We start from the raw sequence: 20,818 nt of genomic DNA on the forward strand, positions 1-20,818 counted from the left end.
CGAGCTGGGCCGGGCCGGGGCGGGCTGGGGCGGGCCGGGCTGGGGCAGGGCCAGGCCGGGCCGGGGCGAGCCAGGGGTGATTCCGTTCGTGGTCTTGCAGGATGCACGCCGACCGCCGGACGCCACTGTGGGCGTTGGCGGTCGGGGTGTCGCGTGTCGACCACGGGGGGACGCGGCACTGCGGAGCCCTGCCCGTGGAGACCGGATGCTTCCGCCGGTGGGCGGGGTCAGGCCGCGTACACCTCGGCCCGGTTCTCTCTGCGGGCCTGGCGTTCGCTCGCTGCCTTCCGGCTGTCGAGCAGGGCCAGGAGCACCGGCGGGTCGATCTTGGACACCTGCTTGAGGTGGGCGTCGGCCGTCAGGGTCTGGCGTCCGCGGACGACCAGTGGACCCACCGCGGACACCATCATCATGTCCTGCTGGAGTCGGAGCACGTCCCCGGAGACCGAGTGGCACAGCAGGTACCAGGTGCCGTCGGGCACGTTCGTGAAGTGGTAGACGCCCGGGGACTCCAGGATGGCGCAGTGCGCCGGCGGGCCTTCGGGAATGCGGTGGTGGAACAGGCCCATGAAGATGATCCCGGGTGCCGGCCCGCGGGCGGGGGCGGTGACCCGCCCGGTGATGACGCCCTGCGTCATGCCCGTCGGGCGTTGGGTGGGGATGCGAGGAGCGAAGCCGCCCATCCGCCGGTACGTGGTGGGTGGCAGGCCGACGCTCTTGGTGAACCTGGTGCTGAACGTGCCGACGCTGTTGTAGCCCACCCGGAGGCTGATGTCCGTGACGTTGAGTCTGGTCGTGGTGAGCAGCCGCTTGGCCTCCTGCAGGCGGATCGCGGACAGGAATCGACCCGGCGAGATGCCGGTGACCCGCTGGAAGATCCGCGTGAAGTGGAACTTGCTGAACATGGCTGCGCGTGCCATGTCGTCCACCGTCAACTGCTCCGATAAATTGCTGCGCATCGTGTCGATCGCCCGTTCCACTGCCTGCTCTGCGCTGTCGTGCATTTGTCTCCCCCGGATTGCGGACAATCCCAATTTGTGGATGTGGCGAATTGGGCCGAGTCATTTGCAGGTGTCGACCGCCACTATTCCCCGCTAACCGCAGTCGATGCTAGCCGAGGCCGGTCGGCCGGTCAACACGTTCTGCGTTCGGAGGGTAGCGCGCAGTGATGAGGCGGGGCTTATCGATTCTTGCCCAGAATTGGCACGTGCCACTGTACGGTCGGGATGAAGATCGCTAAGATTGCTCATCGTATTGTGGAACTCGCCAGTATCCGTGCCGTCGACTATCAATCATTAGTGCGATTTTTCGGACATCGGCGGCGCGTTCCGATGCGTGGCGATCAAGTGGCCGGGCCTCCCGTGTCGCCAGCGCGCCCACCTGTCATGTTTGAGGTCCATCAATGGCTAGCGATCGATCTCTATGGCAAGATTGCCCAAACGTTCGCCAGGGCGGAGGACGCGTGCGTATCTCGGAGCTCAGTAGACAGAGTGGCGTGTCGGTCCCGACGATCAAGTTCTATCTGCGCGAAGGACTACTCCCGGCGGGCCTGCCCACCGGTCGCAACCAGGCCGACTACAGCGAGCGGCACCTGCGACGGATCCGGCTGATCCGGACCCTGACCGGGATCGCCGGGCTCGACCTCTCCTCCGTCCGGGAGATCCTGGCCGCGATCGACGACGACGAGATCGCCCTGCGGGACGCGTACCAGGTGCTGGACAACGCCCTCTACCTCGACGGGTCGGAGACGTTGGGGCGGGCCGCCGTGGACTGCGCACGGGCGGAGGTGGCCGAGTTCGCCGAGGAGCTCGGCTGGTCCCGGGAGGCCAGTGCGTCCGGCGGCGAGGTGCTGGCGCAGGTCCTGGCCGGGCTGCGCAGCCTCGGGTGCGCGGCCGACGCTCCCTTCTTCACCTCCTACGCCCGCGCCGCCGAGCAGCTCGTCGTCGCGGAACTCGACCTGGTCGCCGGCGACGGCGGGAGCGAGAAGGGGCCGGCGATCGTCCGCAGCGTCCTGTTCGGGGTCGCCCTGTCCGCCCTGCGCCGCATGGCGCACGAGCACCACGCCGCGCTGCGATTCCCGCTGAATGCGGTTGAGCGAAGGCCGTCGAACGGGTGACATGCCGGTTCGAACCGGTCGGTAACGTGCGGCGCGTAGTCGGGCACTGAGCAACTTTTGAGAAGAACTCGAGCCGTGCTCCCGCGACCATAAGTGAGCCGGCGGCGACTTTCGCGGCCGGTTCACAAGGCATCGTGAAGGGACCGCACGTCATGCCTCGAACGGCTGAGAATGGGCAGCGCCGGCAACGTACGCCGTAGCGCCCCGCATGGTGGGTGCCCAGTTCCGGCGGCAATGAACTGCTGAAGGATGACAGCGAGATAATTGCTTCCGGGATAGTCCACTCCATTTCTCAGTCGCCGACACTGCCCGTCGCCAGACCCGGCCGCACGGCGAAATCAGCCGCTGCACGGCACGGGTGGTGGCCGAATCTGGAGGGGAACCCCTTGCCATCCCAACCCGTCGGCGCGATCCGCCGAATCATTCCCGCTGTCTTCGTGCTGGTCCTCGTGGCCGCGTTCTTCGCCGTCGCCCGGCTGCCCAGCGCGTCGGCCGAGGAACGTCAGACGCTGGCGTCGCGGTTCGGCTTCACCGAGCTGCCGATCGCGCTGCCGCCCGGCCTGCCCGAGCGCACCGTGCGGGCCGTGAATCCCGAGTACGAGCACATTCGTGCCTGGGTGTCGTCGGTCGGTGCCGCCGTCGCGGCGAACGACCTCGACGGCGACATGATCGCCAACGACCTCTGCCTGGTCGACAGCCGCAGCGACAGTGTGATCGTCACGCCGTCGCCCGACGGTCCCGCCCGGTACGCACCCTTCGTGCTGGACCCGGCGCCGCTGCCCACCCACAAGGCGATGGCGCCGATGGGCTGCGTGCCCGGCGACTTCAACCTCGACGGCCGGACGGACCTGCTCGCCTACTACTGGGGTCGTACCCCCGTGGTGTTCCTGCACCGCGCGTCCGCGACGGCGCCGCTGGCCATGGGGACCTTCCAGCCCACGGAGCTGGTCGGTCAGCCGTCCGCATCCGGCGGCGAGTACCAGGGCAAGCTCTGGAACACCAACGCGGTCTCGGTCGCGGACTTCGACGGCGACGGCCGCCCGGACATCGGCGTCTTCAACTACTTCCCCGACAGCCAGGTGCTCGATCCGGCCGGCCAGCCGAACGTCGAGATGAACCACTCGCTGTCCCGGGCGGAGAACGCCGGCGGGGCACACGTGCTGCGGTGGACCGGCGCCACCGGCGGCGACAACCCGTCGGTGACCTATGAGGAGCAGTCCGCCATCCCCCCGGCGTACGCCACCGGCTGGACCCTCGGCGCAGGCTCCGCCGACATCGACGGCGACCTGCTGCCCGAGCTGTACCTCGCCAACGACTTCGGACGGGACCGGTTCTTCCACAACGTCTCCACGCCGGGAAAGATCCGCTTTGCGGTCGCGGAGGGGCGCCGTGGCGCGCTCACCCCGAAGTCCATGGTGGTCGGCCACGACTCGTTCAAGGGCATGTCCATCGAGTTCGGCGACCTCGGCGGCACCGGCAAGTTCGACATGTTCGTCAGCAACATCACCACCTCCTGGGGCCTGGAGGAGAGCAACTTCGTCTGGCGCAACAACTCGTCGAGCCTGGCCGACGCCCGTAAGCGGTTGAGCGAGGGCAAGGCGGTCTTCGACAACAAGGCCGCCGAACTCAACATGGCCTGGGTCGGCTGGGGCTGGGATGCCAAGATGGCGGACTTCGACAACAGCGGCGAGATGACGGTCGTCCAGACCGCCGGGTTCGTCAAGGGCAAGATCAACCGTTGGTCGTGGTTGCAGGAGCTGGCCATGAGCAACGACCTCATGCTCCGCAACCCGGCCATGTGGCCCAAGGCCGAGCCGGGCGACGACATCGCCGGCTCCGAACCGTTCGCCTTCTGGGTCCGGGAGAAGAACGGGCGCTACGCGAACATCAGCGCCGAACTCGGCATGACCGACGGCACCCCGAGCCGCGGCGTGGCCGTCGCCGACACCAACGGCGACGGGGGACAGGACTTCGCGGTGGCCCGCCAGTGGGCCGCCCCGTCGTACTACCGCAACGACAAGCCCGGCAACGGCAACTTCCTCGGCCTGCGCCTGTGCCGGCCGGGCGAGGACGGCCGCGGCACGCCCGCGTACGGCGCCCAGGTCCGGGTGAAGACCGCGGACGGTCGCACCCGCGTCGCCCAGCTCGACGGCGGCAGCGGTCACTCGGGCAAGCGCAGCTTCGACGTCTTCTTCGGCCTCGGCGACGCCGGCGACAAGCCGGTCTCGGCGGAGATCGCCTGGCGCGACCTCGACGGTGGCGTGCACAAGCAGACCCTCGACCTCGCCGCGGGCTGGCACACGATCATGCTCACGGACAAAGCCCAGGAGATGAACGCCAAATGACCGACGTCCGAGACAGCGCCCGCAACGGCACCGACGTGAGAGGGGCGGGGGGCACCGCGGTCGCCAACGCCCCGGTCAGTCCGGTGCCGGCCGTCACCTTCGACCGCAACGCGTCGGTGGCGGCCACACCCGGAGCGCCCCCGCGGGTCGACCGGCGGGATCCCCGATACCTGGCCCTGCGCAACTTCGCCATCTCGATGAGCATCTTCAACATCCTCGGTTACACGGTGCTCGGCTTCGAGCAGCCCTGGACCTGGCCGTTGCTCGCCCTGGCGGTCGGCTACGCCACCGAGATCGTGGTCGAGCTGGTCACCGCGCGGGCGAACAAACGCCCGCCGGCCTTCACCGGCAACGGCGCCTGGGGGATGTACACGTTCCTGCTGCCCACCCACATCACCGCGCTCGCCGCGAACATGCTGCTCTACGCCAACGACAACTTCTGGCCGATCGCCTTCGCGGTGGTCGTCGCCATCGGGCAGAAGGCGATCTTCCTGGCGCCCATCAAGGGCCGCATGCGGCACTTCATGAACCCGTCCAACTTCGGCATCACGGTGACCCTGGTCGCCTTCTCCTGGGTCAACATCGCCCCGCCGTACCACTTCACCGAGGACGTCCCGGACATGATCCGGATCCTCGTGCCGCTGGTCATCCTGACGGCCGGCACGGTCCTCAACGGGGTGCTGACCAAGAAGATCCCGCTGGTCGTGGGCTGGGTGGGCGGCTTCGTGATCCAGGCGCTGGTGCGGCACTTCATCTGGGACGTCGCGCTCTGGGCGGCCCTGCTGCCGATCACCGGAGTGGCGTTCGTGCTGTTCACCAACTACATGATCACCGACCCGGGTACGACCCCCAGCTCGGGGCGGGCCCAGTTCATGTTCGGCGCGAGCGTCGCGGCCGTGTACGGCGTACTGATCACCTTCAACGTCGTCTACACGCTCTTCTTCGCCGTGACGATCGTCTGTCTCGCCCGGGGTCTGCTCTGGTGGGGCATCTGGCTGCGCGACCGCTCCCGGCGTTCTGCGGAGGCACAGCCCGCCGTCACCTGACGCACCAACCGACTCCGTCGCCGGCGCGGCCCAGAACGTGCCCGCCGGCGACGGAGGCGTGTCCGGCCCCGTCGACGGTGCACGCCGAGAGTCCGCACGTCCGAAGACGCGGTCGTGCGACGCGACCGGCACGCTGAGGGGCGCCGACGGATCCGGGCACCGTAGCGGACGCCGCCGGCGCAGGCCTGTGCGCGCCGCGAGGGCGCCGCCGGGCCGGTCGGGCCGCGCCGGAGCGGACCGCCGCCCGCGCGCCGCCCCACCGGCCCGCGCCAGAGAGGAAAGCGAGGCGATGCGACGTGCACCCCACCCCCGAGGCCCCACCGCGTGCACCGGTGGGATCCGTACCCCCGCCGGCGGCAGGCCGTCGACGGACGGCGCTGATCAGCGCCGCGGCGGGCGTGCTGCTCGCCGTGCTCTGGTCGTTCGAGCTGGTCGACTCCGTGATCGGCGACACCGTCGCCGACACCCTGCTGGGCCACGACGCGAAGGGCGTCGCCATCAGCGGTACGGCGGCGGGGCTGCTGTTCGCCTTCGTGTCCGGCTTCGCCGGGACCTTCACCGCCTGCAACATCGCGATGGCGGCCTCGGTCGGGCCGCTGAGCCAGGCCGGTGCGCCCGGCCACCGCCACGGCGTACGGTCGCTGCTGCGGCCCGTCGCCTGGCTGACCGTCGGCATGCTGGCGGTGTCGGCGACCTACGGCGCGGTCGGTGTGCTCCTCGGCGAACGGCTGCCGCAGCTGTCCACCGACACCGTCGGCGGGATGCCCGTCCGTCTCATCCAGTCCTCGGTGGTCTTCGGCCTGATCGGTCTGGCGCTGACGTACCTCGGCCTGGCGGCCCTCGGCCTGCTGCCCGACGTCTTCGCCACCCGCCCGGTGGCGCGGGTCGTCGTCATGGGCGCCCTGGTCGGAGGCTTCCTGGTCGGCCGGCCGTACCCGCTGTTCAACAAGCTGTTCCACTGGGCGGTCGACACCGGCAACCCCGGGTACGGCGCCCTCGCCTTCGCCCTGCAGTCGCTGGGCAACATCCTCATCGTGGCGGCGCTCTTCGCGGCGCTCATCCTCCTCACCCGGGGTCGCTTCCTCAGCTGGATGGCGTCGCCGCGACGTGCCGCGACCGTGACCGGCTCGCTGCTGGTCGCGCTGGGCGTCTTCACCGTCGTGTACTGGGACCTGCGCGTGCCGGCCATCTTCGGCGTGGGATGGTTCCCGACGATGCCGTACAACTGACCGGGTGGCAGGCGCCCCGGGCGCCTGCCACCACGTACGGCGCCGTCAGTTCCCCGTGACGACCTCGTGCCCGGCGAGGCTCGACGTGCGTTCGCGGATCAGCGTGCGCAGCCGCTCCGCCTCGGTGGCGAGGCTCTGCGCGCCGTGCCCCTCCACGGTCGAGACCACCCCGACCAGGTCGTCCAGGGCCGTGAGCGCCGCGCCGTCCGCGTAGACCTCCCGGTACAGCTCGCGGTAGGCCTGCTCGTAGGCGTTCGTGAAGGCGGAGCTGGCCAGGAACCGCTCCTTGAGCTTGTGGCCGCCGCCGGGCCCGCCGCCCATCCGCTCGCCGTCACCCTGCCCGGGCACCCGGCCCGACGGCCGCGCCCCCTCCGGCATCTGCCCGCTCTGCGGAGCTCGCCTGCTCTGCGAACCTTGCCCGTCCTGCGGAGCCTGCCCGTCCTGCGGCTGTTGGCTGTCGGCGGTTGGCCGGTCGGCGTCGGTGGGCCGGTCACCGGCTGGGGGCTGGACTCCGGGCCGGGGGAGGCCGCCCCCCATCCGGCCCGCGTCGTGCGGCCCCTGGTCGGCGCTGCCGCTGAAGGTCAGGTTGTAGTCCCAGCCGACGATGGTGAACTTCTTCGTGGTCAGGTCGTACCAGAGGTAGTAGTTGCGCCCGGGCCCCGACATGTCGTCGAAGTTGAGCAGCAGGTTCTGCCACGCCACGTAGCGGGCGAAGGAATCTACGTCGACGTGGTCGGCCAGGTGTGCGTCGAACTCGGCGTCGCTGCTGTCGGCCACCCACCGCACCAGGTCGATGACGGGCTGGAGGTCGTGGTCGCCCCTGCCGGTGATCTGGCGGAAGTCGTCCTGGTAGTCCGTCGGGTCGTCGCCCTGGTCGGTGAAGCTCCCGGAGGCGAGGGCCTTGTAGAGCACGCCGTCGCCGTCGAGGCCGTCGGCGAAGGTGCTGCCCGGGTGCTCGATCACGAGCCGGGCCGTGGCCGGCCGGTCGTTGACGACGAACCGCGAGTACGCGTACGCCGGGGCAGCCTCCCCGGCCTCGGCGAGCACGCGCAGGGACACGGCCTCGTTGAGCACCGTCGAGCCGCCGCCCATGCCGCCGACCCGGACGGCGATCTCCCGGTGCCCCTGGTAGCGGCGGCCCGCCACGAACTCGTCGAACCGGATGAGCCAGGGCAGCGTCTCGGGCTCCTCGGCCTTGAGCGCCGTACGGCCGGCGCCGCCGGGCCGGGCGGCACCTCCGGGCGCCCCCGGCTGGTTCCCCGCCGCTCCGGCGTCGCCGGGCCGTGCCCCACCCGGCCCGTCGGCTCCGGGTGCGCCCCTGGCCGGACCCTCCCCGTCGGCCGGCCCGCCCTGCCCGCCGGGCCGGCTGCCGATGACCTCGCCGTCGCGGGTCAGCCCGGCCAGCGTCGAGTTGCCCTTGAGCCGGATCCCCACGCTCGGGACGGTGGTGCCGTCGATCGTCAGGTCGGCCTCCAGGTACTCCTTCTCGCCCTCCTTCGCGAAGGTGTCGACCATCCGCTCGTAGTCCGAGTCCCGGAACGTCAGGCTGATGCTGTGCGCGACGGTCGGGTCGAACAGCTCCCGGGTGCCGGCGAGGTCCTGGGTGACCTCGTCGCCGGCGCGGCTGCCGCCGCTGGTGACGTACGGCTGCACGCGCACCGTGCTGAACCCCACCGTCAGCACGACGAGGAGCGCGACGCAGCCGGCCAGCAGCCGCCAGTGGTGCCGGACGCGGACCGGGATCCGACGCAGCAGCCGCCGTCCCGGGCCGGGGGGCGCCGGCATCACAGGTCCGTCTGGTCGTAGCCGGTCAGCACCGTCACCCGCTGCCCGGACGTACGCTCGCTGAGCGCCGAGATCAGCTGGCCCGGCTCGTGGCCCTTGCGCAGCCGCACCGTGTACATGATCTCCGTCAGCGCACCGCCACGGATGGTCTCCATGCTGACCAGCTCGAACTCGCTGGTATGCCGGATGAGGACGTCCTGGATGGACGCGGTGTGGTCGCCGTCCGGCGGAACCTGCACCTTGACCACCTGCCGCTGCACGGAAGAGGCGAACCAGTTGAACCGGTACATGACCAGGATGACCATGCCGATCACGAGGGCGGCGACGACGGCGAGGGTGTAGAAGCGGGTGCCGCAGGCCATGCCCACGCCCATCACCAGGAAGATGAAGCCGACGTCGCGTGTCTCCTTGATGGCGTTGCGGAAACGCACCACGGACAGCGCGCCGACCAGCGCGAAGGCCCGGGCGATGTTCGACCCGACCACCAGCATGATCAGCGAGATGAGCATGCCGAGGATGACGAGCGTCTGCACGTACGACTGGCTGTAGGACACGTTGCGGTGGGTGAACCGGTAGACCCAGCCGATGGCGGCGCTGAGCAGGAACGACAACGACAGGGCGATCGCGATGTCCGCGACGCTGAACGTGCCGGACAGATCCTGGAAGGTGAAGTCCATGGTTTCTCAGGCCTCGCTGGTGACGGTGGTGGGGGACAGGCCGGCGGCGGGATCCTCGTCGACGACGTGGAAGACGGATCGGGGGGCCCGGCCGAAGGCCTCGACGCTCTGGCAGTACTTGGACATCCGGACGACCGACATGTTCGATCGGGCGGCCAGGTCGGTGAGCCAGTACGGCACCCGCTCGTTGGCCTTGATCTCCACCACCGACAGCTTCGCCGGCACGATCAGCCGGTTCTCCGCGTCGGCGCCCAGGTGGAAGTCCCGGTCGCGGCCCCGTACGCGGTGGTCCAGGGTGACGCGCAGGCCGGCGTCGGCGTCGCGGCCGACGAACGCCTCGCGCTGGTAGCCGGTCATCGCGACCGGTCGCAGGTCCAGCCCCGAGACCAGTTCGAGGACCTCCTGGACGAAGGCGCGCTGGGACTCGTCGTGCTCGACCGCCACCCGCCCGTCGCACAGTTCGCGGGCGAGCCGGTACGGCAGGGCGATCCGACGCTTCTGGGTGACCCGGTTGACCCGCTGCTTGATCTCGACGTACACGGTGGTGTCGTCGGTGACGGTGCGGCGGTCGCCGTAGTGCCGGATCCGCAGCTTGCGGCGGAACCGGAGGCCCTCGATCTTCTCCCAGTAGAAGCGCAGCCGGGCCGTGTCGTAGTACACGCTCCACACGCCGTACCCGCCGGTGCCGCCGTGGCTGTCGAGGTCCATCCGGGCCGCGAACTCGTCGCGCAGGGCCCGCGCGGCGGCGCTGTCGACGAGATACTTGATCTCGTACCGGTTGAAGGCGTGCAGCCTGCTCGGCGCGCGCAGGGCGTGCCCGGCCCGGTCGGTGTCCCGGGCCGTGGCCGGTGCGCCCGGGCCAGCGCCGGGGGCCGGCGGTTCGTCGCCGATCGCACCGGATGGCGCGGGTCGGGCACGGAAGGAGAGACGCATGGCGGTTGCCGATCTCGTAGGTGGACGAGGTCAGGCGCCAGCCAAACCCGCCGACCTGTGAGTGGCGTGTGGATGCCTTGTGAATCCCGGGTGAACGCGCGGTGCCGCCGTGCCCGCCCACGACGGCGCCCGCCGGCCCGGGGCGGACCGGCGGGCGCCGCCGGGTCGGCTACCGGGCGTTGCCGGGCACCGGCCCCGGGACGTGCGCGGGTTTGCCGGCACCGGCCGTGACCCGGTTGGCGGCCACCCAGCCGGTGGTGATGAGCAGCAGGGCCGCGATGTAGGTGGTCATCACGGCCAGGCCGTGGCCGGGCACCCGGGAGCCCGCGACGCCCATCCCGATCAGCAGGTCGGAGATCAGGAACAGCCCGCCGCCCAGGGCCACCCGCCGGGAGACGCCGACCGCGGCGGCGGCCATCAGAGTGAGTGCGAGGCTGTAGCCGAGGACCGGCAACCGCAGCGGGCCGAGGCCGTTCCACAGCACCAGGTTGGCCGCCGCCCAGCAGGCGAGGTAGATGGCGACCGCGACGACCGGGGGCCGACGGTGGCGCAGGAAGGCGGTCAGGAAGGCCACCTGGGCGCCGAGGAAACACCCCATGCCGACGAGGAACGCCGTGTCGCCGGAGAGCAACAGCGCGATGTCGCCGCCCGTCGCGAAGACCAGGCCGACGGCGACGGGGTCGACGCGTCGGCGTACCCGCAGCAGGTACACCAGCAGCACCGGCGCGAGCAGGGGCTTGGCCAGCCACTGTAGGAGAGCCGAGTCGGCCGCGACGCCGACCAGCTCGACGGCGGCCACCACGCCGAACGGCCAGAGGCGCCTCATCGGGCCACCGCCGGCTGCGGCTGCGGGGCGGGCTGCCAGCCGGGGCGACCGAGCACGTGGCCGAGGCGGTGCCGCCAGGACGAGGCGGCCCGGGCGTCGGCCCAGATCGCCCGGTACTCGTGGGTCGCCACGCGCAGCGGGTTGTACGTGTCGATGTTCTTGGTCAGGCCGTACCGGACGGTGGCGCGCTCGGGCTCGAAGGTGCCGAACAGCCGGTCCCAGACGATCAGGATGCCGCCGTAGTTGCGGTCGAGGTACTCGGCGTTGGCGCCGTGGTGGACCCGGTGGTGCGACGGCGTGTTGAAGATCCACTCAATGGGACGGGGCAGCACGGTGACCCTCTCGGTGTGCAGGAAGAACTGGTACAGCAGGCTGACCGACTGCTGGAGGAAGATCATCCACGGGGGGATGCCGAGCAGTGCCAGGCCCAGCCAGAACGGGATGGACGTCATCGGGGTCCAGCTCTGCCGCAGCGCCGTGGAGAGGTTGAAGAAGACGCTGGAGTGGTGCACCACGTGCCCGGCCCAGAGCAGCCGCACCTCGTGGTGGGATCGGTGGAACCAGTAGTAGGCGAGGTCGTCGGCGAAGAACAGCAGCACCCACGTCCAGACGCTGGTGGGGGAGAGCTGGATCGGCGTGACGGTGTACGCGGCGGCGTAGAGGCCGATCGTCAGGAGCTTCCACGGCACGCCGATGACCTGGCTGCCCGCACCCATGGTCAGGCTGGTGGCGGTGTCGCGCAGCTCGTACCCGCGTTCGTCGTCGTCGGGGGCGAACCGGTAGGAGAGTGCCTCGACGGCGATGAGGAGCAGGAACGCCGGTACGGCGTAGAGCACGGCGGGGATCATGCCCGGGCTTCCCTTCTCGGTGCTGCGGCGGGGGCGGTGAGGGGGGCGGTGAGCAGGGCCCGTGCCTCGCGGACGGCGTCGGAGGCCCGGCCGGTGACGACGGCGTCGGCGAGCCGGCGGTGGCCCGCGACGTCGAGGAGTTCCGCGGCGCGCCGCTCCGGTGGCACCTCGCCGACGGCGAGCGCGCCGGCCACCAGGCTGTTGAAGGCCAGCAGGTAGGCGGTGTTGCCCGAGCCGGCGACGATGTGCCGCCAGAGCACGATGGTGGCCTCGCCCATCCCGGTCAGGTCCGGTGCCAGGCCCGCGTACTCCTCGACGGCGCGCAGGATCGCGGCCCGGACCGTCGCGTCGCCGCGTTCGGCACAGAGCCGGGCCGCGTCGACGCCGATGCAGGCCCGCATCTCCAGCATGTCGCGGACCAGGGTGTCCACCGGGAGGGTGTCGTGGAAGCGGGTGAGGGAGAGGGCGAGGTCGAGCCCGGCGTGCACCCGCCAGTCCAGCACGCGGGTGGCGCCGCCCTGGCTGACCCGTACCAGGCCGAGCTGCTGCAACCGGCGCAGGGCCTCCCGGACGGCGTGCCGGTTGACCCCGAAGGCGGCGGCCAGTTCCCGCTCGCCGGGCAGCGCCTCGTCCGGTTGGTAGCCGCCGCTGACGATGGCGTCGCGGATCTGGCCGAAGACGTGGTCGGAGACCGAGGAACGGGGGACGGGAGCGAAGGTCATGCCGAGGAGTGTGGCGCGTCGCACATCAACCCGTCAACTGGTTGGACCAGCATGAGTCGACCTGCCCGCCGACCGGCTGGTGCCAGCTCAGTCGTCGATCGTGACGCTGGCGATCCAGGACGGGGGCTGCGGCGCGCCGGCGCCGATCAGCCCCGCGATCACCCGGACGGACTCCGGTGGCGTGGCCGGCCACGGCGTCAGCCCGTCGGTCAGCACCACCACGATGTGCGGCCGACCCGTCAACGCGGCCTCGATCCCGACCCGCATGTCGGTGCCGCCGCCCCCGGCCAGCCGCACCTCGCCGACGGTGTGCACCCGCCGTACGACGTGCACGGCCGCGTCGCAGGAGAGCACGGTGACCCGGTTGCCGCCGACACCGACCGCCCGCAGCACCCCGGCGACCTCGGTGAGCGCCGCCGCGAGCTGACCGTCGCCCATCGAACCCGACGTGTCCACCACGATCGCCACCCGGGGCACCGGGCGTCGCAGGCTGGGCAGCACCACCCCGCGCATCGCCCCCGAGCGTCGCGAGGGGCGCCGGTAGGTGTAGTCGACCGCGCCACTCGCCCAGGCCGCGGCCTCGCGTACCACGCCGGTCAGCGCCCGCCGCCAGTCCACCCGGGGCTCGAGCACCTGGGCGGCCCACCGTTGCCAGCCGGCCGCGACGGTGCCCCGGGACCGGACGTGGGCGCGGACCGCGTGCGCCGTCTCCCGCCGTATCGCCCCCGCCTCGACCGCGCTGACCCCGCCCGCGCCGCCGCTCTCCCACGCCCGGTCGACGCCGTGCGCCCCGGAACCGCAGTCGGGCGGGTCGTGCCCTCGCAGGTGTGCCGGCAGCAGCGGCAGGTACGCCTCGAACAGCAGACCCGCCGGCAGCCCGAAGGTCGCCGGCTCGATCCGGTCGGCCGGCAGCGGCAGCCGGTCCGCCAGCAGGTCGTCGTTGATCTCGCAGTCCTGCGCGACGTTGACCCGGTGATGGTCGCGCCGCTGCCCCGCCGGAAGGCGGTCGGCGCGGCCGTGGTGGTCGCGCAGCAGGTGGGCCACCTCGTGGATCCACACCGCCGCGAGCTGCGGCACCGGCAGCCGGTCGACGAACCCCGGCGAGACGTGGCAGCGCCACCGCCGGTCCACCCCCATGGTGGACACCTCCCGGGACTCCACCACCGTGAGGCTGTACAGCGCGGTGGCGAGGTAGGGCCGCTCGTGCGCCGCCCGGAACCGGGCCGCGAGCAGCTTCGTCCGGTCCAGCCGGGGACCGTCGGGGCTCATCCGGCCAGGCGACCCGAGAGCCCGAGCACCTCGGCGAAGGCGTGGATGGCCGGCGGCACCGGCCAGGAGGTGTCGCGCAGCGCCGCGAGGTCCATCGCGGCGCGCGCCGCCACGTCCGGCACGCCCGCCTCGACCGCCTTGCCCAGCACCACCCAGCCGGCCTCCCAGCGCGACCGGTCGACCTTCGCCTGCACCGCCGAGATCACCGCGGTGAGGAACGCCAACTGGCGGTCGCCGCGTTCGGGCAGTCGGAACGCCTCCGGGTCGGCGAGCACCCGCTCCGGGTCGGGCAGGTCGAGGTTCTCCAGGTAGGTGACGAACTCCAACCCGGCACCGTCGCCCACCGCGCCGATCACGGCCAGCGCCAGCGCCTCCGCCCCGGCACCGGCGGCGTGGTGGACGGCGAGCAGTCGCAGCACCATCTCCCAGGTGCGCGGGGACGGCCAGGCGCCGCCGCGGGCCTCGGCGTCCGCGGGCAGGTGGTGGGTCAGTCCCGGCCGGGCGGTGAGGAAGCCCGCGACGGCCCCACGCGCCCGGGCCAACGCCGTGCCGGTGCGCCCGGGGCGGACCGCGGGCACGTCGACCGCCGGCCAGGTGCCGGCCAGGCCGCGTGCGACGGTGCGCGCGTCGTGCGTCCAGTGCAGGTGGACGAACCGGTTCGCCAGCGGCGGGGCCAGGTGCCAGCCGTCCGCCGCACTGGTCGGTGGGTTCGCGGCCGCCACGATCCGCACCGAAGGCGGCAGCGAGAGGCTGCCGATCCGGCGTTCCAGCACCACCCGCAGCAGCGCCGCCTGCACCGCCGGCGGCGCCGAGGAGAGCTCGTCGAAGAAGAGCAACCCCGATCCGGTACGCGCCAGCCGGACCGCCCAGTCCGGCGGGGCCATCGGCACCCCGTCGGTCGCCGGGGAGTCCCCGACGATCGGCAGCCCCGCGAAGTCCGACGGCTCGTGCACGCTGGCGATGACCGTCTCCAGCGGCAGGCCCAGCCCGTCGGCGAGCTGTTGCAGGGTGGCGGACTTGCCGATGCCCGGCTCGCCCCACAGCAGCACTGGCAGGTTCGCCGACACCGTCAGGGCCAGCGCCTCGACCTTCGGATCGGCGGCCGGCTCCGTCCGCCACGCGCGGGTCGCGGCGACGAGGTCGTCCGCCGCGGCCAGCGCCCGCACGCTCGCCGTCATCGGCCCGTCCACTCGGCCAGTACGTCCCGGATCTCGGACACCGGCCGCACGTCGTCCCCGTCGTCGTCGTACATGCCCGCCTTTCCCTCCGCCAGGTCGCGGGCGGTGAGGTCGTCACCGTCCGGGGCGTGCGGATCGGCACCGGCCGCCAGCAGCGCGCGGACCAGTTCCGGGGTGCCGCCGTCGCCAACGGCCACGTGCAGGGCGGTACGCCCCCGACGGTCCCGGGCCCCGATCGGGACGCCGGCGTCGCACAGTCGCCGCAGCAGCGCGACGTCCTCCACGGCGCGCAGGTGGTGCAGCAGCGTCCCGCCCCGGCCGTCGGTCATCCTCGGGTCGAGCCCCGCGTCGAGCAGGGCGGCCAGCGCCGCCGCGCCGCCGTGCTGGATCCGGAGCAGCACGTCCCGTCGTAGCTGGCGCAGGGACCGGGGCAGCCGGCCGGTGCCGCCCCGCCACGCCTGGACGGTGGCGAAGCAGCCCGCCGACCGCCCGCCGAGGGCGCGCAGCAACTCCTCGGCGGCGACCTCTTCGGGGGTGTGCGAGACCGGGTCGAGGCGGCCGTCGCCGTGCAGGAGGGTGTGCCATCCGCTCCCGCAGCGCACCGGCACGCTCACCCGTAGGCCGGACGTCGCCGCCGGACCCGCCGCCGGCGGCGGCGGTGTCGTCGGGAACAGTGCCCGGCGCACCAGGGGGTGCAGCTCGGCGGGGTCGAGCAGGCCGTGCCGCATCAGGTCCAGGTCGGCGGGCCGCTCGTGCACCACCGGGGCGAACCGGGGTCGGGTGAAGTGCTGCCGGTCGTACCCGACGAACGAGGCGGCCACCGTGCCGTCGCGTTGCCGGTACACCTCGGCCGTCAGCTGCCACCCGGAGCCGATCATGACCCGGTCGGCGCCGTAGCGGGCATGGAGCCGGGCGAGTTCGGCGTCCAGCCCCAGCGGGACCAGGTGCCCCCGCTCCGCGTCCGCCGCCCCGCGATCGAAATGGTGGATCTCCGGGTCCAGGTCGACGCCGGCCACGGCCCACGCCTCGCGCACCTCGCCGGCGGCGATGAGCCGGTCGAAGACCTCGGCCCGGCTCGCCGGATCGTACGGGTCGACCGCCGTCGCGTACGACCCGACCGGCCGGAGGGCGCCGTCGACCTCGAAGCCGGGCAGCCGGGCCGGCGAGCCGCCGTACGCGACGGCGAGACCGTCGACGTGCGCGGCGCTCCAGTACGCCGGCGGCAGGTCCGGCCGGATGGTCTCCTCGGCCTGCACGGGGCTGACGGTCAACCGCAGCCGCTGCGACCCGTCCACGGTCTTCGGCGTCTCCAGCACCAGCGCGACGGCGTCGTCGCCGAACCGTTCGTCCGTCGTGGACAGCAGGATCTGCTGGTGGGTGGCGACACCGGTGCGGCCGCCGAGCACCCGCGGCAGATGCCAGCGCAGCAGATCCGGGGCGAGTACGCCGAGGTCCGCCTCGATCCGGCCGGCCCGGGACCGGCCGTGCTCCCGGGCCACCTCGGCCAGGTCGAACGCCACGTCGATCCGCCCGGCGGCACAGGCGGCCCGCCAGTCGCCGGCCTCCCGGGCGGCGGTGCACGCCTCGATCATCGGGGCGGGCACGGCGTACCGGCGGACGCGTTGCCAGGTGCGGATCTCGTCGATGACGGGCGGGTTCACCGGTAGACGCTCGCGATCGCCCGGATGTCCTCGTGCGGCGCGGTGACCGGTCGTTCGGCGAGCAGCGCGGAGGCGCGGCGGCGCTGCCGGCGCGGCACGCCGCCGTTGATGCCGAGATACTCCAGCGTGGGGTGCTCCTCGACGGCCTCGACGAGCCGCCGCGCGCCCCGGCCGCCGATCTCCGTACGCCGCACGTCGAGCCGTCGTAGCCGGGCGGCGGGCAACGCGTCGGCGAGTGCCGCCGCTCCCTCGTCGCCGACCACGTTGCCGCGTGCCCCGAGGGCCCGCTCCGACGGCGGTCGGGCCAGGTCGAGCGCCCGCCAGGACCCCAGGTGGCGGGCCAGTGCCGCGACCCCGACCGGGGTGATGCCGTTGCCGCCCAGCCCGAGCGTCAGCTCCACCCCGTCGGCCAGCTCGGCGAGGGCCGCCGCGCCAACGTCACCGAGGCGGTTCGCCGCCAGGTACAGCTCCCGGACGCCGGCGGAGCGGATGAGCGCGCCGAGCAGCCCGACGGCGTCCGGCCCGAAGCCGTTGCCGCCGAGGAAGAGCCGACGCACGGGTTGCTCGCGGGCGGCCAGCGCCTCCGCGAGGGCGGTCAGCCCGGGCACGCCCATCCCGACGTTGACCAGGTCGAGCGTGCGGATGGCGGTGTTGACCGCGAGCGCGTCGGCGAGCCGGCGCACACCCTCGTCGCCGACCGGGTTGCGCTTGAGCCACAGCGCCCGCACGGTGTCGTCACCGGCCAGCCGGTCGGCGAGCGCGTCGACCCCGCTCGGGTCGATCCGGTTGCAGCCCAGGTAGAGCGTCTGGATGCGGTGGCCGGGGCGCAGCGCCTCGGCCACCGCCCGGGCGCCGTCGGCACCGAGCCCGTTGGTGCCGAGCAGCAGGTGCCGCACCAGCGGGGAGTCGACCGCGGCGGCCATGAGCCGGGCGGTCTGCACCGGGCCGACGCCCTGCTTGCACAGGTCCAGCCGGCCGTCGGGCTGCACCGTGCCGCGTGGGAACACCTCGGGCCCGGCGACCGTCTCCGGCGCGGCGAGGCGGAGCAGCAGGGGATCGAAGTCGCCGGGGTCGGCGAGACCGGCGTCGGGGTCGGCGATGGCCGGGCAGCGCACCGGCGTCGGGTCGGTCACCAGGGCACGCTCCGGTAGTCCTTGAGGAACTGGCCGCTCACCGGCGTGCCGCGCACGCCGCGCACGATCGGGTCGTAGACCCGGGCGGCCCCGTCGACGACGTCGAGCGGTGGCCGGAAGCCGAGGTCGCGCTGGGCGGTCTTGCCCGGATGCGGCCGTTCGTCGGTGACCCAGCCGGTGTCCACGCTGTTCATGTGGATGCCACCGGCCAGGTAGTCGGGCGCGACCGTACGGACCAGCATGTTCAGCGAGGCCTTGGCCATGTTGGTGTGCGGATGCCGGGTCGTCTTGCCGGCGCGGGAGTAGCTGCCCTCCATCGCGGACACCTGCACGACGTGCCGCTGTGGCCGGACGCTCGCCTGCATCAGGGGGCGCAGCCGGGAGGTGAGCAGGAAGGGCGCGAAGGCGTTCACCACGTGCACCTGCAACCACTCGTGCGGGCTGACCTCGGCGTCGCTGAGCACCCAGGAGTTGACCTCGCGCAGGTCGAGCGGCTGGCCCGTCTCGTCGACCTGCCCGGCGGGGAAGAACGCGTCCAGCCCGGCGGGCAGCCCGGCCACGGTGGTGGTGGCGGGCGCGGCGCCGATTGCGATCCGCGCCGCCGGCCCCTCCAGCGCCGCGGACTCGGCGGCCCGGACCGCCCGGTGGTACGCCTCCGGCCGGTGCAGCGTCTGCGCGGCGTTGTTGACCAGGACGTCCAGCCCGGCGAAGCGTCGCCCGACCAGCGCGACGAAGTCGAGGGTGCCGGCCAGGTCGAGCAGGTCCAGCCCGTGCACGTAGAGCCGGCCGGCCCATTCGTCGGCGTCCGGCAGGGCGGCGAAGCGCCGGGCCGCGTCGCGGGGAAACCGGGTCGTCACGATCACGTCGGCGCCGTCGCGGAGCAACTTGAGCGCGGTGTGGAAGCCGATCTTCACCCGGCCGCCGGTCACCACGGCGGTGCGGCCGGTCAGGTCGCAGCGGGCGTGGCGCCGCTCGCGGTTCTCCGCCGCGCAGGGCGGGCACATCAGGTGGTAGTCCACGTCCACCCGCCGGTAGGGCAGCTTGCACACGTAGCAGTGCCGTGCCCTGCGGAGCTGCGCGCTCCCGGCCGCGGCGGCGCCGGGCAGCGGTGCGGGATCGACGCCGGATGGCGGCGCGGGGTCGGGGATCTCGGTGTGGAAGCGGGTGGCGCCGGCCAGCAGCGCGCGGTCCGCGGCCCGGGTCGTGGCGTCCCGGCGGGCCTTGGCGCGCCTCTTGACCCCCCGGTGGGCGGCGGTGACCGCCCGCTCCAGCTCCTGCCGGATCGCCTCGTCCAGGTCGGCGTCGTCGAGCCGGTTGAGCACGGCGAGGCAGGCCGCCAGCTCGGCGGGATCGACGGGCACGACGCTCCTTCGTGAGGGGTGGGGGCGAGACCGGCCGGATTCGAACCGGCGTCCTCCAGCTTGCTGTCAAGGCGCGTCGACCTCTGCGCTACGGCCTCGCCGCGCGGGAGCATACCGAAGGCCACCGACAACCGGATCCCTGCCGGTGTCCGACCAGCGGCTCGCCACCTCCCCCCGTTACGGTAAGGAAGGTTTACAGTTGGAGTCGGCGCGGGTAGCGTGCGGGATTAGATCGAAAGGCATCGATCTTTACGAGGCTGGAGGTATCCGTGCGTCGCCGGAACACCATCACGCGGCTGCTCGCCGTAGCCGCCATCGGACTGCCGTTCGCCCTCCCGGGAGCCGCGGCCGTCGCCGCGCCCGCAGCCCCCGCCCGACAGCTGAGCGAGGTGATCCCCGCGCCGGTGGAGACGCGCCCCGCCGCTCGGGACACCTTCACGCTCCGCCCAAAGACCGTCATCCGTACGTCACCCGGCTCCGCCGCCGCCCTGCGGGTCGGGCGGCAGCTCGCGGAGACACTGCGTCCCGCGACCGGCTATCAGCTTCCGGTGCTGCCGGTCCGCTCCACACCGTTACCCGAGATCGCCCTGGTGCTCGGCGGCGCCGACGGGCGCCTCGGCCAGGAGGGGTACCAACTCGACGTCACCCGTCGCGGCGTGACGATCCGGGCGAACACGGCTGCCGGGCTGTTCGCCGGCACCCAGACGCTGCGTCAGCTGTTGCCCGCCCGGATCGAGGCGCCCGACCGGCAGCGGGTGACCTGGACGGTGCCGGGCGGCCGGATCGTGGACCATCCGCGCTTCGCCTACCGGGGGGCCATGCTCGACCTGGCCCGGCACTTCCACTCCGTCGACGAGATCACCGCGTATGTGGACCTGCTCAGCCAGTACAAAATCAACTACCTGCACCTGCACCTCACCGACGACCAGGGGTGGCGGATCCAGATCGACTCCTGGCCGAAGCTCGCCGCCGTCGGTGGTGGCCCGGGCACCGGCGTCGACGGTGTCGGGCCCGGATACCTCACCAAGGCCGACTACCGGGCCGTGGTCGCCTACGCCGCCGCCCGGCACATCACCGTGGTGCCCGAGATCGACATGCCGGGACACACCAACGCCGCCCAGTCGACCTATCCGGAACTGAACTGCGACGGGGTCGCGCCGCCCCCGCGTACCGACATCGAGGTCGGCTACAGCTCCCTGTGCATCGGCGACGAACTGACCTACCGCTTCGTCGAGGACGTCATCCGTGAGATCGCCGAGATCACGCCCGGGCCGTTCCTGCACATCGGCGGCGACGAGGCGCACGCGACCACCGACGAGGAGTACCGCACGTTCATGCGGCGCGTGCTGCCACTGGTCGCGAAGTACGGCAAGCGCGTCTCGGGCTGGCACGAGATCCTGCAGGTCGATCCGCCCGCCGACGTCGTACCCCAGTTCTGGGGCACCGGCACCACCGACGCGGACCTGGCCGAGGCCGCCGCGCGGGGCAACAAGGTGGTCATGTCGCCGGCCAGCAGGTCCTACCTCGACATGAAGTACGACGCGAACACCCGTCTGGGCCTGCGGTGGGCCGGCTACATCGAGGTGAGCGACGTCGTTCCGCACGCCTGCGGAGGTGGAGGAGAAGTCCAGGACGACGTACCGCTTGTCCCGGACGGCGGGCAGGTCTTTGAGCGTCGCATGCTTTTCG

Annotated in this window: 17 protein-coding genes and 1 tRNA gene; 5 read left to right on the forward strand and 13 right to left on the reverse strand. The window is 72.5% G+C overall.

Translation table 11 applies throughout. The annotated features are described in order from the left end of the window. Positions 1-227: 227 nt before the first annotated feature. A complete protein-coding gene (locus AB0D32_RS31125) occupies positions 228-1,004 on the reverse strand; it encodes an AraC family transcriptional regulator (RefSeq protein WP_357097913.1) in 777 nt (258 codons plus the stop codon). Positions 1,005-1,402: 398 nt separating this feature from the next. On the opposite strand from AB0D32_RS31125, the gene AB0D32_RS31130 reads away from it, so the two are divergent. The 4 genes from AB0D32_RS31130 (at position 1,403) to AB0D32_RS31145 (ending at position 6,736) form a co-directional block, all read left to right on the forward strand. Further along, on the forward strand, positions 1,403-2,116 hold the full coding sequence (locus AB0D32_RS31130; RefSeq protein ID WP_357097916.1) for a MerR family transcriptional regulator: 714 nt from the start codon (positions 1,403-1,405) through the stop codon (positions 2,114-2,116). A gap of 437 nt (positions 2,117-2,553) precedes the next feature. Beyond that, entirely contained in the window at positions 2,554-4,461 is a 1,908-nt protein-coding gene (locus tag AB0D32_RS31135) for a CRTAC1 family protein (protein WP_357097961.1), read from the forward strand. Further along, entirely contained in the window at positions 4,458-5,507 is a 1,050-nt protein-coding gene (locus AB0D32_RS31140; RefSeq protein WP_357097920.1) for an enediyne biosynthesis protein, read from the forward strand. The genes AB0D32_RS31135 and AB0D32_RS31140 overlap by 4 nt, the downstream gene beginning before the upstream one ends. 332 nt (positions 5,508-5,839) lie before the next feature. Continuing rightward, positions 5,840-6,736: a hypothetical protein gene (locus AB0D32_RS31145; protein ID WP_357097923.1), complete on the forward strand. Its 897-nt coding sequence runs from the start codon at positions 5,840-5,842 to the stop codon at positions 6,734-6,736. A gap of 45 nt (positions 6,737-6,781) precedes the next feature. Here AB0D32_RS31145 and AB0D32_RS31150 read toward each other — a convergent pair whose 3' ends face one another. The 12 genes from AB0D32_RS31150 to AB0D32_RS31205 form a co-directional block, all read right to left on the reverse strand. Beyond that, positions 6,782-8,521: a CotH kinase family protein gene (locus AB0D32_RS31150; protein ID WP_357097926.1), complete on the reverse strand. Its 1,740-nt coding sequence runs from the start codon at positions 8,519-8,521 to the stop codon at positions 6,782-6,784. Beyond that, positions 8,521-9,198 carry a DUF4956 domain-containing protein gene (locus tag AB0D32_RS31155; RefSeq protein WP_357097929.1) on the reverse strand — a complete coding sequence of 226 codons (678 nt, stop codon included), beginning with the start codon at positions 9,196-9,198 and terminating at the stop codon, positions 8,521-8,523. The genes AB0D32_RS31150 and AB0D32_RS31155 overlap by 1 nt, the downstream gene beginning before the upstream one ends. A gap of 6 nt (positions 9,199-9,204) precedes the next feature. Beyond that, on the reverse strand, positions 9,205-10,131 hold the full coding sequence (locus AB0D32_RS31160; protein ID WP_357097932.1) for a polyphosphate polymerase domain-containing protein: 927 nt from the start codon (positions 10,129-10,131) through the stop codon (positions 9,205-9,207). 169 nt (positions 10,132-10,300) lie between these two features. Then, positions 10,301-10,957 carry a lysoplasmalogenase gene (locus tag AB0D32_RS31165; RefSeq protein WP_357097935.1) on the reverse strand — a complete coding sequence of 219 codons (657 nt, stop codon included), beginning with the start codon at positions 10,955-10,957 and terminating at the stop codon, positions 10,301-10,303. After that, a complete protein-coding gene (locus tag AB0D32_RS31170) occupies positions 10,954-11,805 on the reverse strand; it encodes a sterol desaturase family protein (RefSeq protein ID WP_357097937.1) in 852 nt (283 codons plus the stop codon). Before AB0D32_RS31170 ends, AB0D32_RS31165 begins: the two co-directional genes overlap by 4 nt. Continuing rightward, positions 11,802-12,527: a GntR family transcriptional regulator gene (locus AB0D32_RS31175; RefSeq protein ID WP_357097940.1), complete on the reverse strand. Its 726-nt coding sequence runs from the start codon at positions 12,525-12,527 to the stop codon at positions 11,802-11,804. The genes AB0D32_RS31170 and AB0D32_RS31175 overlap by 4 nt, the downstream gene beginning before the upstream one ends. 87 nt (positions 12,528-12,614) lie before the next feature. Further along, a complete protein-coding gene (locus tag AB0D32_RS31180) occupies positions 12,615-13,796 on the reverse strand; it encodes a VWA-like domain-containing protein (protein WP_357097943.1) in 1,182 nt (393 codons plus the stop codon). After that, positions 13,793-14,974 carry an AAA family ATPase gene (locus AB0D32_RS31185; protein WP_357097946.1) on the reverse strand — a complete coding sequence of 394 codons (1,182 nt, stop codon included), beginning with the start codon at positions 14,972-14,974 and terminating at the stop codon, positions 13,793-13,795. Before AB0D32_RS31185 ends, AB0D32_RS31180 begins: the two co-directional genes overlap by 4 nt. Beyond that, positions 14,971-16,566 carry an ankyrin repeat domain-containing protein gene (locus tag AB0D32_RS31190; RefSeq protein WP_357097964.1) on the reverse strand — a complete coding sequence of 532 codons (1,596 nt, stop codon included), beginning with the start codon at positions 16,564-16,566 and terminating at the stop codon, positions 14,971-14,973. Before AB0D32_RS31190 ends, AB0D32_RS31185 begins: the two co-directional genes overlap by 4 nt. Before the next feature lie 65 nt (positions 16,567-16,631). Then, on the reverse strand, positions 16,632-17,768 hold the full coding sequence (locus AB0D32_RS31195) for a gala protein (RefSeq protein ID WP_357097949.1): 1,137 nt from the start codon (positions 17,766-17,768) through the stop codon (positions 16,632-16,634). Continuing rightward, complete coding sequence (locus tag AB0D32_RS31200; RefSeq protein WP_357097952.1) at positions 17,765-19,129, reverse strand: SDR family NAD(P)-dependent oxidoreductase; 1,365 nt, start codon at positions 19,127-19,129, stop codon at positions 17,765-17,767. Before AB0D32_RS31200 ends, AB0D32_RS31195 begins: the two co-directional genes overlap by 4 nt. 25 nt (positions 19,130-19,154) lie before the next feature. After that, positions 19,155-19,227: transfer RNA gene (locus tag AB0D32_RS31205), tRNA-OTHER, on the reverse strand. Positions 19,228-19,398: 171 nt separating this feature from the next. On the opposite strand from AB0D32_RS31205, the gene AB0D32_RS31210 reads away from it, so the two are divergent. Then, the coding region (locus AB0D32_RS31210) for a beta-N-acetylhexosaminidase (RefSeq protein WP_357097955.1) at positions 19,399-20,818 on the forward strand (1,420 nt) is incomplete at its 3' end.

The organism is Micromonospora sp. NPDC048170 (genome assembly GCF_040652795.1).
Taxonomy (GTDB): domain Bacteria; phylum Actinomycetota; class Actinomycetes; order Mycobacteriales; family Micromonosporaceae; genus Micromonospora.

Coding starts and splice junctions, on each gene's coding strand:
- AB0D32_RS31125 (WP_357097913.1), bottom strand. CDS start 1,004: ATGCACGACAGCGCAGAGCAGGCAGTGGAACGGGCGATCGACACGATG.
- AB0D32_RS31130 (WP_357097916.1), top strand. CDS start 1,403: ATGGCTAGCGATCGATCTCTATGGCAAGATTGCCCAAACGTTCGCCAG.
- AB0D32_RS31140 (WP_357097920.1), top strand. CDS start 4,458: ATGACCGACGTCCGAGACAGCGCCCGCAACGGCACCGACGTGAGAGGG.
- AB0D32_RS31150 (WP_357097926.1), bottom strand. CDS start 8,521: ATGCCGGCGCCCCCCGGCCCGGGACGGCGGCTGCTGCGTCGGATCCCG.
- AB0D32_RS31155 (WP_357097929.1), bottom strand. CDS start 9,198: ATGGACTTCACCTTCCAGGATCTGTCCGGCACGTTCAGCGTCGCGGAC.
- AB0D32_RS31160 (WP_357097932.1), bottom strand. CDS start 10,131: ATGCGTCTCTCCTTCCGTGCCCGACCCGCGCCATCCGGTGCGATCGGC.
- AB0D32_RS31165 (WP_357097935.1), bottom strand. CDS start 10,957: ATGAGGCGCCTCTGGCCGTTCGGCGTGGTGGCCGCCGTCGAGCTGGTC.
- AB0D32_RS31170 (WP_357097937.1), bottom strand. CDS start 11,805: ATGATCCCCGCCGTGCTCTACGCCGTACCGGCGTTCCTGCTCCTCATC.
- AB0D32_RS31175 (WP_357097940.1), bottom strand. CDS start 12,527: ATGACCTTCGCTCCCGTCCCCCGTTCCTCGGTCTCCGACCACGTCTTC.
- AB0D32_RS31180 (WP_357097943.1), bottom strand. CDS start 13,796: ATGAGCCCCGACGGTCCCCGGCTGGACCGGACGAAGCTGCTCGCGGCC.
- AB0D32_RS31185 (WP_357097946.1), bottom strand. CDS start 14,974: ATGACGGCGAGCGTGCGGGCGCTGGCCGCGGCGGACGACCTCGTCGCC.
- AB0D32_RS31190 (WP_357097964.1), bottom strand. CDS start 16,566: ATGATCGAGGCGTGCACCGCCGCCCGGGAGGCCGGCGACTGGCGGGCC.